Origin of the sequence: Lutibacter sp., assembly GCF_041562875.1 — a bacterium.
Taxonomy (GTDB): domain Bacteria; phylum Bacteroidota; class Bacteroidia; order Flavobacteriales; family Flavobacteriaceae; genus Lutibacter.
Window position 1 is genome coordinate 1 of the sequence record NZ_JBFFOE010000033.1, and the last position, 14,988, is coordinate 14,988.

The 14,988-nt window shown below is 31.9% G+C and carries 8 protein-coding genes; all 8 read left to right on the forward strand.

Translation table 11 applies throughout. The annotated features are described in order from the left end of the window. Window positions 1-1,282: family 20 glycosylhydrolase (locus ABY863_RS06560; RefSeq protein ID WP_372793461.1), on the forward strand; the 1,282-nt coding region annotated here is incomplete at its 5' end. A 3-nt stretch (window positions 1,283-1,285) separates the two neighbouring features. Continuing rightward, window positions 1,286-2,635, forward strand: coding sequence for an alpha-L-fucosidase (locus ABY863_RS06565; RefSeq protein WP_372793462.1), 1,350 nt, complete (start codon window positions 1,286-1,288; stop codon window positions 2,633-2,635). A 7-nt stretch (window positions 2,636-2,642) separates the two neighbouring features. Next, the gene (locus tag ABY863_RS06570; protein WP_372793463.1) at window positions 2,643-4,970 is read left to right on the forward strand and encodes a GH92 family glycosyl hydrolase; all 2,328 of its coding nucleotides are present in this window, start codon (window positions 2,643-2,645) and stop codon (window positions 4,968-4,970) included. Between the two features lie 20 nt (window positions 4,971-4,990). Beyond that, on the forward strand, window positions 4,991-6,469 hold the full coding sequence (locus tag ABY863_RS06575) for an alpha-L-fucosidase (protein ID WP_372793464.1): 1,479 nt from the start codon (window positions 4,991-4,993) through the stop codon (window positions 6,467-6,469). An 8-nt stretch (window positions 6,470-6,477) separates the two neighbouring features. After that, window positions 6,478-8,727, forward strand: a complete 2,250-nt coding sequence (locus ABY863_RS06580; protein WP_372793465.1) for a GH92 family glycosyl hydrolase — start codon at window positions 6,478-6,480, stop codon at window positions 8,725-8,727. 25 nt (window positions 8,728-8,752) lie between these two features. Then, on the forward strand, window positions 8,753-9,934 hold the full coding sequence (locus ABY863_RS06585) for a PNGase F N-terminal domain-containing protein (RefSeq protein ID WP_372793466.1): 1,182 nt from the start codon (window positions 8,753-8,755) through the stop codon (window positions 9,932-9,934). Window positions 9,935-10,001: 67 nt separating this feature from the next. Further along, window positions 10,002-12,650 (forward strand): glycoside hydrolase family 3 N-terminal domain-containing protein, encoded by a 2,649-nt coding sequence (locus tag ABY863_RS06590; RefSeq protein WP_372793467.1) that lies wholly within the window; start codon window positions 10,002-10,004, stop codon window positions 12,648-12,650. 63 nt (window positions 12,651-12,713) lie between these two features. After that, entirely contained in the window at window positions 12,714-14,975 is a 2,262-nt protein-coding gene (locus ABY863_RS06595; protein WP_372793468.1) for a DUF4838 domain-containing protein, read from the forward strand. Window positions 14,976-14,988: the final 13 nt, after the last annotated feature.

Sequence of the window (14,988 nt, forward strand, 5' to 3'; positions counted from 1 at the left end):
AAATTGGAATGAATGTCCAAATTGCAAAAAGAGAATGAAAAAAGAAGGCTTAAACAATGCAGAAGAATTGCAAAGCTACTTCGTTAAGAGAATGGAGAAATTTATCAATTCAAAGGGGAAGAGACTTGTTGGCTGGGATGAAATTTTAGAAGGTGGTTTAGCACCTGATGCTACAGTAATGAGTTGGAGAGGTGTACAAGGTGGAATTGAAGCTGCTAAACAAGGGCATGATGTTGTAATGACACCTGGAACACATTGTTATTTTGATCATTATCAAGGTCCACAAAATGAAGAACCTATAGCAATTGGAGGATATACACCTTTAAGTAAAGTGTATGAATTTGACCCAATAGTTGAATCTATGAATGAAGAAGCAGCATCACATGTATTAGGAGGTCAGGCAAATTTATGGTCAGAGTATATTCCTACAGAAGAGCAATCTCAATATATGATTTATCCAAGAATAGCTGCTTTGGCAGAAACCGTTTGGAGTTCAAAAGAGTTGCGTAACTGGGATGATTTTTCTTCAAGAATTATAACAATGTTTAATCGATACGATTATTTAGGTATAAATTATGCGAAAAGCGCTTATTTGGTAACTGCAAATACAGCCATTAATTTAGAAAAGAAAGTTATGGAGGTTATCTTAAAAAATGAATTTTCAAATTCTGATATTCGATATACTTTAGATGGAAGCGAATTGAATAATTCATCTGAAAAATATATAAATCCAATTCAACTTTCAGAAACTACGACTATAAAAGCATCGTTATTTGAGAATGATAAGGCTATTGGAAAAGAGCTGAATAAAACCATTAAGTTTCATAAGGCAGTAGGTAAAATAGTTACATATAAAGAAATTTATAGCGATAGTTATAAAGGGGCTGGTGAATTTGGAATGGTAAACGCTTTGAGAGGAACGAAGAATTTTCATGATGGCCAATGGCAAGCTTGGCTGGGAAAGGATATGGAATTAACTATTGATTTAGAAGAAGAAACTTCTATTAGTGAAGTAACTGTTGGCTCGATTGAAAATCAAGGTCCAGGAATTTATTTTCCAATTCAAGTTACAGTTTTTATATCAAATGATGGTGAAAATTATCAAGAAGTTGGAAGTGTAAATAGAGATTATGCTAAAAATACAGCATCAGAACTTAAAGATTTTGTGATAGAATTTAAGGAACAAAATGCAAGATATGTAAAAGTAGTTGCAACAAATTTAAAAAAGACTCCTAATGGTGGAGATGTATGGTTATTTATTGATGAGATTTTAATTGATTAATAAATGAAGTATTTAAAAATTTTAGTAATACTTCTATTTATTGTTAACAATCAAGTCATTGGACAAGAGAACAAGTTAACAAAAGAAGAACGTTTAGAATGGTTTGAAGATGCCAAATTGGGAATTTTTATTCATTGGGGATATTATGGGGTAAAAGGAATTGGTGAATCGTGGTCCATGTATCATAAACAAATTTCCTATGAAGATTATATGTCTCAAGGTAATGATTTTACTGCTAAAAATTATAATCCTGAGACTTGGGCCAAACTATTCAAAAAAGTAGGCGCACGCTATGCTGTGTTAACCACGAAACATCATGATGGAGTGGCTTTATGGGATACCAAATTAAGCAAATTAAATGTAAAAGAAAAAACACAGGCTAAAAGAGATTTGGTACAACCGTTTGTTAACGCTTTAAGAAATGAAGGGTTAAAAGTAGGTTTATATTATTCTTTATGTGATTGGTCACATCCAGATTATGATGTGGTTTTTCCACGCCCAAATACAAAAAAAGACTATCCACAAATAGGACAAAAAAACCTGTCTAAATGGCAACGTTTTGTTAAATTCTACAAAGGTCAGTTGAAGGAATTGAGTGATGCCTATCAGCCAGATTTGTATTGGTTTGATGGAGATTGGGAAAAGTCAGCAGAGGAATGGAGAGCAGAGTCTTTAAAAGATTCTTTATTAGCTTGGAATCCTAAAACAATTGTGAATTCCAGATTAAAAACCTATGGGGATTATAGTACCCCAGAGCAAGGGATTCCGATAGTGAGACCAACAGGATCTTGGGAATTTTGTATAACTATGAATGATAGTTGGGGCTATTATCCTACCGATACAAACTACAAGCCAATTTCTCAAATCATAAGAACTTTTGTTGAAGTAATAGCTTCTGGTGGAAACCTTTTATTGAATATTGGCCCAAAGCCAGATGGTACATTTGCTAAGGAGCAGGAAGAACGCTTAGAAGCATTGGGAGAATGGATACATAAACATGACAAGGCTGTTTTTGGAACCAAGGCAGGTTTACCATATGGGCATTTTTATGGACCAACCCTGCTGAGTAAAGATGAAACAAAAATTTACTTGTGTTTGTTCGATACTCCAAATAATTATATTTCTCTAAAAGGAATTCAAAACAAAATTAAAAAAATTAAAATAGTTGGCTCTGATCAACAATTAGGTTTTGAGAGAAATGGAGGAGCTGTCTGGAATAATATTCCAGGCACATTAAGAATTGAGATACCAAAAAAAGAAAACCTAGATTCTAATGTAACTGTTATTGAAGTTGAATTAGAAAATCAATTAAAATTATATAGAGGACACGGAAACGCTGTTGAATTAAATTAACTTAATTATGAAAAAAACCAGTTTAAAAGTTGTTGCTACATTTTTAATAGTAACACTTACCGCTTGCACTAACGGAAATGAAACAAAGAAAGAATTAATTAAAGAAACTGTTAGTTACGTTGATTTGGTAAACCCATTGATGGGAACAGATTCCGATTATAGTTTGTCCAATGGAAATACGTATCCGGCGATTGCTACTCCTTGGGGAATGAACTTTTGGACTCCAATGACTTCAAAAATGGGAGATGGTTGGACTTACAAATATGATGCAACTAAGATTAGAGGAATCAAACAAACGCATCAACCGAGTCCGTGGATAAATGATTACGCGGCTTTTTCATTGATGGCTGTAACCGGAAATTTAAAGTTTCAGGAAGATGAGCGTGAATCTTGGTTTTCTCATAAAGCAGAAACCGTTAAACCTTATCATTATTCAGTTTACTTAGCTGATTATGATGTAAAGGCCGAAGTAACACCAACCGAAAGAGCTTCTCAATTTAAATTTACTTTTCCAGATTCAGATGAATCTTTCATCATATTAGATGCATTTTATAAAGGATCAATGGTGAAAATTATTCCTGAAGAACGCAAAATCATTGGGTATTGTAGAAACAATAGTGGAGGTGTTCCTGAAAATTTTCATAATTACTTTGTGGCTGAATTTGACAAGGATTTTGAAGTAAACCATACTTGGAATGATGGTTGGAAATTGATAGAGAATTCAACAGATAGTGAAGGAAATCACGTTGGAGCCATTATTGGTTTTAAAACAAAAAAGGGCGAAGTAGTTCATGTAAAAGTAGCGTCTTCATTTATAAGCCCAGAACAAGCCCAATTAAATTTATCTAGAGAAATTGGAACAGATACTTTTGAGCAAACAAAAGAAAAGGCAAAACAGGCTTGGGAAACGGAATTAAGCAGAATTCAAATTGAAGATGATAATTTAGATCATATTAAAACATTTTATTCTAGTTTGTACAGAGTGTTACTATTCCCAAGAAAATTTTATGAGTTTGATGCTAATAATGAAGTAGTGCATTATAGTCCATATAATGGGAAAGTATTATCTGGTTATATGTTTACAGATAACGGTTTTTGGGATACATTTAGAGCTGTTTTTCCATTCTTTAATATGATGTATCCAGAATTGAATGGAAAAATAATGAAAGGCTTGGCAAATACGTATAAAGAATCAGGTTGGTTGCCTGAATGGGCAAGTCCAGGTCATAGAGATTGTATGATTGGTTCAAATTCGGCCCCTATTATTTCAGATGCATTTTTGAAAGGCGTGAAAGATATGGATACAGAAGTATTGTTTGAAGCGATGCTTAAAAATGCAACAGTGGCTGAAGGAAGACCAGTAAACTCAGTAGGTAGAGCGGGATTGGATTTTTACAATACACTTGGTTATGTTCCATATAATGTCGGCATCAATGAAAATGCTGCCAGAACATTGGAGTATGCTTATGCCGATTTTACCATTGCAAAAATGGCTAAAAAATTAGGAAAAACGGAAATTGCTGAAAAATATTTTAAGCAATCTATGAATTATAAAAAGCTATTTGATCCTTCAACAAATTTAATGAGAGGGAAAAATAAAGAAGGAGATTTTCAAACACCCTTTAATCCTTTAAAATGGGGTGATGCATTTACAGAAGGAAATAGTTTACATTATACTTGGTCCGTTTTGCATGATGTTAAAGGATTGGTAGACTTGATGGGAGGTAAAGAAAAATTTGCGTCAAAATTAGATGAGGTTTTCGAAATGCCACCAAAATTTGATGATTCATATTATGGTCAAACAATTCATGAAATTAGAGAAATGCAGATTGTAAATATGGGTAATTATGCGCACGGTAATCAGCCAATTCAGCATATGATATATTTATATAATTATGCGAATGTACCTTACAAAGCACAGGCCAGAGTTAGAGAAGTACTTACAAAATTGTATGCGCCTACACCTGATGGGTATTGCGGAGATGAAGATAATGGACAAACTTCAGCTTGGTATGTGTTTAGTTCTTTAGGTTTTTATCCTGTAACTCCAGGAGCTGATGAGTATGTAATTGGAAGTCCGTTATTTAAAAAAGCAACCATTCATTTACAAAATGGAAATAAATTTACCATTAAGGCTAAAGATAATTCAGTGGAAAATTTTTATATACAATCTGCAAATTTAAATGGGAAAGACTATTCAAATAGTTATTTAAATTTTGAGGACATTCAAAAGGGAGGTGAATTGCAATTTAATTTAGGGAATACACCAAATAAAAACTGGGGAAGTAAGTTGGAAAATGTTCCATATTCATTAAGTAATGAACTAAATAATTAATCATATTTAAAAATTTAGAAATGAAAAAAGTAATAGTAGCATTAACTCTCATATTTTCAGCTCAATTATTTTCACAAGCTGTTTATGAAGATGAAAGATATGTTCCTGAAACCGATTCATTGGTACTTAAAAAATTAGACGAATGGCAGGGTAAAAAGTTTGGATTGTTAATGCATTGGGGAACCTATAGCCAGTGGGGAATTGTTGAGTCTTGGTCTTTGTGTCCAGAAGATTATGGATGGTGTGAACGAACAAAAGGAGCAAGTCCTGAAAATTATTTTGATTATAAAAAAGAATATGAAGGTCTTAAAAAAACATTCAATCCTGTAAAATTTAATCCTGAAGAATGGTCGAAAGCAGCTAAAAATGCAGGGATGAAATACATGGTATTTACAACAAAACATCATGACGGATTTTCAATGTTTGATTCAAAATATACCGATTATAAAGTAACAGATAAAGAGTGTGCATTTAGTAATAATGCTAAATCTAATATAACTAAAGAGATTTTTAATGCATTTAGAAATGAAAATTTATGGATTGGGGCTTATTTTTCTAAACCAGATTGGAATCATAAAAATTATTGGGATCCCTATTTTCCTCCATTGGATAGAAATGTAAATTATAATCCTGAATTATATCCTGAAAAATGGCAAAAATATGTGGACTTTACGCATAATCAAATTATGGAATTAATGACAGATTATGGCAAAGTAGACATTTTATGGTTAGATGGAGGTTGGGTTGCAAAAACATCTCAAGAAGAAATTAACGATTTTTATTACAATAAAATTAAAACCAATAAAGGAGGGTTTCTTAAAAGTAGAATTGTAAACCAAGATATTAAAATGGATGAATTGGTTGTAAAAGTACGCCAAAAGCAACCAGGTTTAATTGTTGTTGATAGGGCTGTACACGGTAAAAATCAAAATTACTTAACACCAGAAAATAGAGTTCCAGAAAAAACATTGCCTTATCCTTGGGAATCTTGTATTATTTCAGGTGGAGGTTGGTCATACACACCAGATGCAAAATATATGACAGGAAGGGAAGGTATTCATATGTTAATTGATGTAGTTGCAAAAGGAGGAAATTTATTATTAAATATAGCACCTAGCCCAGAAGGCGATTGGCAGCAAGGAGCGTATGATTTATTAGAAGAATATGGAGCTTGGATGAAAGTAAATAGTGCAGCTATTTACAATACAAAACCAATTGCCCCTTTTAAAGAAAATAATATCTGTATGACCCAAAATAAAGAAGGCAATGTGTTTTTATTTTACATGGCTGAAGAAGGAGAAAATCAAATTCCTTCAGAATTTATTGTAAAATCAATCAATCCTAAAAAAGGTACTAAAATTAGTCTGTTAGGTTCAAATTATCAATTGAAATGGGAGAAATTAGAGACAGGATTTAAAGTGGTTATCCCAGAAAATTTAAGAAATAATTTACCGTCAAAGTACGCTTACACATTAAAAATTGAAGCTGTAAATCAATAATTAAACCTATGTTTTTAAATAGAAATAGAGTAATTCGGTTAAAATATATTTTATTAATGTTGGTTTTTTTAAGTTGCTCAATTTTTTACGGACAGCAACCAGCAGATTATGTAAATCCATTTATAGGAACCTCTAATTTTGGAGCAACTTATCCTGGACCGATTGCACCAAGAGGAATGGCAAGTATTAGTCCGTTTAATGTTGCAGGCCCACAAAACTTACCTTTAGAAAAAGATAGCCGTTGGTTGTCAAATCCATATGTTCATGAAAACACTTTTTTAACAGGTTTTAGCCAGGTTAATTTGAGTGGAGTAGGTTGTCCAGATTTGGGTGTGCTTTTGTTAATGCCAACAACTGGAGAAGTTGAAACTAACCATTTAAAATATGGGTCAACATATTCTAATGAAGTTGCAAAAGCTGGTTATTACAGCAATGAAATCGATAAATACAATATTAAAGCAGAGTTTACAGCATCAAAAAGAGTAGGTGTTAGCAAGTTTACATTTCCAAAGGGACCGTCTAATATTTTATTAAATTTAGGGTTGGGTTTAACAAATGAAGAAGGTGCAATGGTAAAAGTTATTTCAGCAACAGAAATAGAAGGAATGCGTACTGTTGGATCTTTCTGTTATAATAGCCCTGAAGATGCTTATCCAGTTTATTTTGTTGCAAAATTTTCTAAACCAGCTGATAATTTTGGGGTATGGAAAAAACCGACGAAGTATACTGGTGTTGAAGCTCAATGGATGGGATACAACGGAAAAACTCGTTTAATGGAGAATGCTACAAAAATGGTTGTGGGTGATAGTATTGGAACCTACTTCAGTTATAAATTTGATAAAGAAACAAGTGTTGAAGTTAAAATAGGTGTTTCATATGTAAGTATTGAAAATGCACGTGAAAATTTAGAAAAAGAAACTTTGGATAAATCTTTCGAAACTATTTACAAAGAAACTTATGATGAATGGAATAAATTACTTTCAAGAATTAAAGTTGAAGGTGGATCAAAAGAAGATAAAACTATTTTTTATACAGCTTTATATCATACCTTAATTCATCCAAATATATTAAACGATTTTAATGGAGAATTTCCTGAAATTAAAACTGGTAAAATTGGAAAAACTGAAGGAACTCGTTACACCGTATTCTCATTATGGGATACCTATAGAAATCTACATCAATTGATGTCTTTGGTATATCCTGAACAACAGTCAGATATGATTAAAAGTATGCTGGATATGTATGATGAAAACGGATGGTTGCCAAAATGGGAATTAAATTCTACTGAGACGTTTACAATGGTTGGTGATCCTGCTAGTATTGTAATAACAGATACTTATTTAAAGGGAATTAAAGATTTTGATATTGAAAAAGCATATGAAGCAATGTTAAAAAGTGCTGATCAACTTGAAAATAATCCATTAAGACCAGGATTAAGAAATTATATCAAAAAAGGATATCTAACAACTGATAGTAGTGGTTCAGTATCAATCACAGAAGAATACAATGCAGCAGATTTTTCAATTTCCGTATTAGCAAAAGAATTAGGAAAAATGGAAGATTATAAAAGATTTAAGAATCGATCTATATCTTACAGAAAACTATTTGATGAAAATTTAAACTTATTGAGACCACGTACTTCTGATGGGAAGTGGTACAAGCCTTTTGATCCTGAAGCTGGTGCTAATTTTACTGAGAATATTGGATTTATTGAAGGTAATGCTTGGCAATATGCATTTATGGTTCTTCACGATATTGAAGGATTAATCAAATTAATGGGAGGCAAAAAAGCATTTTCTGAACAATTACAAAAAGTGTTTGATAAAAGTAAATTTGATATGGCTAATGAACCAGATATAGCATACCCTTATTTATTTAATTATATAAAAGGGGAAGAATGGCGAAGTCAAAAATTAGTTAAAGAATTACTAAAAAAATACTTCAAGAACACCCCAGATGGAATTCCGGGAAATGATGATACAGGTACTATGTCTGCTTGGTTGGTATATTCAATGATGGGGATTTATCCAATTTCTCCTGGAGAAACAAAGTATGCTATTACAGCCCCAATGTTTGATAAAATTACGATTAAATTGAATCGTAAATATTACAAACAAAAAGAATTGGTTATTGAGAGATTTGGAAGCGAAAGTGGAATTATTAATAAAATCTTACTAAACGGTAAAAAGCAAACTAGCTATTTCATTAACCACAATAACTTGGTGAATGGCCAATCCCTTCAGGTAATTCAAGATTAACCTATATTTCATAAAACCATGTATCATGACAACAAGAATTTTAACACTATTACTAACAGTATTTTCTCTTACCACTAGTATTTCACAAGAAGAATTAAGTTGTAGTGTATTTAAAAATCAACCAATAAATTTTGGTGGAGAAAAGGGGATGGATAGTGAAGTTATTCGATTACAGGAAGGTCGTATTATTTATAAAAAAGTGACTGTTCCAAAATTTTCAAGAGGGACAGATGTTAAAATTAAGTTATCACTGCGCTCTAATGGAGATCGCTGGGATAAATCAGGTTCGTGTTTTATTGTAACCAATCCTGATGATATTTCAATAATCAATGTTTCTGAAGGTAAAAAAGAATTCCCTACTGAATCAACTATTAATAAAAAATTTAAAGGTGTAAAATCAACAGAGACGTATAAACCGGTTGTTGAATTATTGCGTTTTATGACACCTTTTGGAGTAGGATTTTATAGTAATAATAAAGGAAAGCATAGAAAGCCAGTCTATATTCCTAAATGGGAAAAAGAAGTGGTTTGGGAGGGAGATATATCTCATTTGAATAGTTTAGTTACCAATACTTTTTATATTGGGGTTTGGATTGATTCTTGGACAAAAGAAGGATATGAAGTAGATTTAAGTCTTGTTTATTCTAACCGTCCGAGAGCTACATTTAAAGTGAAATCATTGGTAAATGCAATTCCATATGTTAACGGTCAATCTTTACCAGATTTTTTTGCAAATATTTCTTTAGAGCAGGCATTTAATTTTCCTAAAAACGCTAAAAATGTAAAGTTATATTATACAACTACAGGTCATGGTGGACATGAAGGTGGAGATGAGTTTATTAAAATTAGAAATAGCGTTTTTGTTGATAATAAACAGGTTTTAGATACTATTCCTTGGCGAGATGATTGCGCTTCTTTTAGGCGATTTAATCCAACTTCAGGGGTTTGGCTTAAAAAAGATTCAGCTTCATATATAGATTTTGAAGCTAAAGCATACAAAGTAAAAGAAATTGAGGAGCGCATTGCTTCTTCAGATCTTTCACGATCTAACTGGTGCCCAGGCTCACACGTTAAACCATTTGTTGTTGATTTGGGAGATTTAAAAACAGGAAAACATACATTAAAAATTTCTATACCAGCAACAGAAGCAAATGAGGACAAGTTAAACCATTGGTTGGTAACAGCTTATATTACGTATGAAGAGTAGATTTTTTAAATTTGCTAAAAATAATTAAATGTGAATTTATTTAAATTAATTAATTAGAGTTGTAACAATGAAGAAACTAGCAACGTTTTTGTGGATTGTTTTGGCAGTATTTTGTCATGGAAATGCGCAAAGTATAAAATATCCTTATCAAAATTCTAAATTATCTGTTGAGGAAAGAGTAAAAGATTTACTAGGTAGAATGAGTTTGGAAGAAAAAGTTCGCCAAATGGATATGTATAAAGGAGGAGAATTCAAGAATGATGAGGATTTTTCTAAAACTAAAACAAATGATTTAATTGGAAATCTTGGAGTTGGTGCAATCCATGATATTTATCCTCGTTCAGCAAAAATGATAAATAACTTACAAGGAAATGTAATTAATAGTAACAGATGGGGAATTCCGGCGCTTATTATGTGTGAAATGCTTCATGGATACTTTGGGGAAGGCAGCACAGCATTTCCTATGAGTATAGGGCTTGGTGCTACTTGGGACACTGCATTAATAAATAAAGTTGGAACTGTGATTGGTACAGAAGCGAGGGCCCATGGAGTTCATTTTGGACTAGGTCCGGTGCTTGGAGTGGGACGCGAACCTCGTTGGGGAAGAGTCGCTGAAACATTCAGTGAGGATGCTTATTTAGCGAGTGAAATTGGATTGGCAATGATAACAGGAATGCAAGGAGATACATTGGCTTCGGATAAAGCAATAATCGCAGAACCAAAGCATTTTGCAGTTCATAGTTACCCACAAGGTGGAAGTAATTCTTCTCCAGTAATTGTAGGAGAACGCACTGCTCGTGAAGATTTTTTACCAGTATTTGAAAAAGCGTATACTAAAGGTGGAGCGTTAGGGGCTATGTGTGCTTATTCTGAATTAGACGGAATTCCTTGCGCTGCAAATGAATGGCTTTTAACGGATGTGCTAAGAAAAGAGTGGGGTTTTAAAGGGATTGTAGTTTCAGATTTAGGGGCTATAAAATATATTCAAACAAATCATTATGCAGCAGATTCTCCTAAAGAGAGTATTCGGCAGGCAGTAATTGCAGGGGTTGATATGCAGTTTTATGATTTTTCAAATGAGTTTTGGCAGAAAACTCTTGTAGAACTTGTTGATGAAGGGAAATTAACAATGGAGGTTATAAATCGTGCTGCTGGTGGGGTTTTAAGACTTAAATTCTTACTTGGATTATTTGAAAATCCATATACTGATGAAAACTTAATTAAAGAGAGGTTTCATTCAAAAGAGAATCAAGATATAGCCTTAGAAGCGGGTCATAAATCAATTTGTTTATTGAAAAACGAAAATAATATTTTACCTCTTGATAAAAGCATAAAAAAAATTGCTGTTATAGGTCCAAATTCAAATGTCTCTCGGTTAGGTGGATACTCCGTGAAGAATAAAATAGCAACAACTGTTTTAGATGGGATAAAACAAGTTGTAGGACCAGATACAAGCGTTTCATACGAAGAGGGAGTTGCGTTAGTTGTTAAAGGCCAAGTAATTCCTTCGTCTTGCTTACTTACTCCTGATGAATTAACAAATGGATTAAAAGGAGAGTATTTTAATAATATGAAATTAGAGGGGGAACCTGTATTAACTCGAATAGACAATAAGCTAGAGTTCGATTGGCCATGGTCTCCTGGAGATGGAGTAAATGATGATGAAATTTCTATTCGTTGGACAGGTTTTATAAAGCCAACAACCACATTTGATGGTTGGATTGGGTTAAGTTCTGATGATGGGATAAGAATGTGGATTGATAACAATCTTGTTATTGATAATTGGAAAAAAGGAGGGACTAATATTATTACAACCCCAATGAATATTAAAGCCGGGAAAAAATATAAAATCCGCATAGAAATGTGGGAAGGTGGATGGGGAGCAAGAGCTCATTTGCGTTGGAATTTAGAGAAAGTAAATTTTCAACCAGCTATAGATATTGCTAAAAATGCAGATGTTGCAATTGTAGTTTTAGGTGAATCTAGAGAACTTGTAGAAGAAAATAGAGATGTGGCTACGCTAGATTTGCACGGTGAACAAGAAAATCTTATCAAAGCAATTCAACAAACAGGAACTCCTGTAATTTGTGTTTTATTAAATGGTCGTCCGCTTTCAATAAATTGGATTAATGATAATGTTCCTGTAATTGTGGAAGGTTGGTTTCCTGGAGAAGCTGGTGGAAAAGCTATTGCAGATGTTTTGTTTGGAAATTATAATCCAGCAGGAAGACTGCCAATTACTTTCCCTAAATCTGTTGGGCAGTTACCTATCTACTATAACCAAAAGCCATCAGCTATTCATAGATATGTTGCCGAAAGTGAAAATCCACTATATACTTTTGGATTTGGATTAAGCTATACAAAATTTGAATATTCAAATCTTTCGATAAGTGAGAATAAAATAAATATTGGTGGTGAAATTAAGGTTAGTGTCAATGTGAAAAATATAGGTGATTTTGATGGAGACGAAGTTGTTCAACTTTATATTAATGATATCTATAGTAGCGTAACAACACCCCAAAAAACATTAAAAGGGTTTAAAAGAGTTAATATTAAAAAAGGAGTAACAAAAATGGTTGAGTTTGTATTAACTTCAGAAGAGTTAGCTATTTGGAATAGAAAAATGGAAAGAGTTGTTGAGCCAGGAGAATTTGAAGTGATGATTGGTGGAAATTCGTTGGATGTACAAAAAATAAAGTTTGAAGTACTAAATTAATTCTACTTTTTGATTTTTGGTTAATGAACAATTAAATAGGTAATTAGTTTAAAATTTAGAAATATGAATCAATTAATAAAACAGCTTATAAAACCTCATAAGGTCTTAAAATTTACTTTCTCATTTTTAATAATTGCTATAATATCATGTGCTCCCAATAATAAATTGGAGTTAACAAATAAAGGTGCTTCAAATTATGAAATTGTAATTGCTAAAAATTCTTCAACAACTATAAAATATGCATCAGAAGAATTACAAAACTATATTAAAAAAATTTCAACAGTTAAAATCCCAATAGTAACAGAGGAAAATCAAACAGAAGCTAAACACAAACTTTTTGTTCAAATTGCAACGTTTGATAAAAATCAAATTAAAATTAATTCAGAAGCTGAAAATATATTTATCAGTGGAGGTTCAGAATTAGCTGTAAAAAATGCGGTTTATGAGTTTTTGGAAATATATCTAAATTGTAAATGGTATGCACCTAATGTTGAAGAAATTCCAATTTTAAAAACGATTGTTTTAGATAAAAATATAAATTTCGAATACACACCAAATGTTACGACAAGAACAGTGCATTCTAAATTATTTTATGAAAACCCCGCCTTTGCAGATAAGCACAAAGTAACAGCAGAAGCATTTCCATATTACGTTCCTTCAGCTAGAGTGCATACTTTTAATAAGTTTTTACCAGAGGAAGTTTATTATAAAGAACATCCAGAATATTTTGCTTTAAGAAGTAATAAGAGGTTACCAACTCAATTGTGTTTAACAAATAATAATGTTTATCAAATAGTAAAAGATTCTGTAGCTTCCTTGTTTAAACAATTTCCTGAAGCTACTGTTATTTCTGTAAGCCAAAATGATAATCAACAATATTGCCAATGTAATAAATGTAGTGAGATTGATAGTTTAGAAGGAGGTTCATCTGGAACAATAATCCAGTTTATAAATAAAATAGCAGCAGATTTTCCTGATAAAACAATTTCAACGTTAGCATATCAATACACGCGAAAACCTTCAAAAACAAAACCTTTAAGCAATGTTTTAATTACACTATGCTCAATTGAATGTGATAGAAGTGCACCAATTGAAGAAAAATGTACTGATTTTGCTGAAGATTTAAAAGGTTGGAAACAAATTACAAAAAACATTAGAATTTGGGATTATACAACTCAATTTACCAATTTTTTAGCACCGTTTCCAAATATATACACCTTACAACCAAACATTCAATTTTTTAGTGATAACAACGCAAAATGGATTTTTGAGCAACACAGTCATAACCCTAGTGAATTATTTGAATTACGCTCCTATGTTACTGCAAAATTACTCTGGAATCCTAATTTAAACATAGAGGAAATAATTACGGAATTCACCAATGGTTATTATGAAGAGGCAGGTGTTTATGTGAAAAAATACATTGATTTAGTTCATCAAAAAATAAAAGAAGATCCTGATTTTTTTCTCTTTTTATATGGAGATCCTTCACAAGCATTTGATTCCTTTTTAAATCCGGAATTATTAAAACAATATGATGAATTTTTTAATAAAGCTAAAAAAATAGTTACAAATAAACCATTGATTTTAAAACGAGTTAAAGAAGCTCATATAAGCATAGACTATGCTATTTTAGAAGCTTGTAAAAAGAATTTATCTAAAGAATTTAGTATGGTATTGTTAGATGATAATGGAAATAAAAGTATAAATGAAGCAGTTGTAAAACGATTAGATAATTTTTATAATACATGTATCAATGCAAATATTACTTTAATGAATGAAATGGGATTCAGTGTTGAAGAGTATTATATAAATTATAAAAAAACTATGGATGTTGCAACACAGTCAAATAAAGCCTTTGGTAAAAAGGTGACATTACTATCAAAAGCTAAAAAATATGCGAATGAAGATCCTCAAACCTTAACGGATGGTGCTTTAGGAGGTAATAGTTTTTACGCCAATTGGTTAGGTTTTGAAGGGAATAATTTAGAGGTTGTAATAGATTTAGAAGCAAGCGAATCTATAAGTTCTATAACAACTGCATTTTTACAAGTAACTAATCATGTGGTGTTTTTTCCTGAAAGTGTAACCTATTTTTATTCAAATGATAATAAAACATTTAAAAAACTAGGGTTAATTAGTAACGATATGCCACTTATTAAATCTAGTAAGGTAAATGATATCAAATATTTCGACTTAAATTTTTCTACAGTGAATGCTCGCTATATTAAAGTAATTGGAGAAAACATGATTGAACCACCTTATTGGCATCATGCAGCAGGAACGCCTGCTTGGATTTTTGCAGATGAAGTGATTGTGAATTGAATTAATATTTATA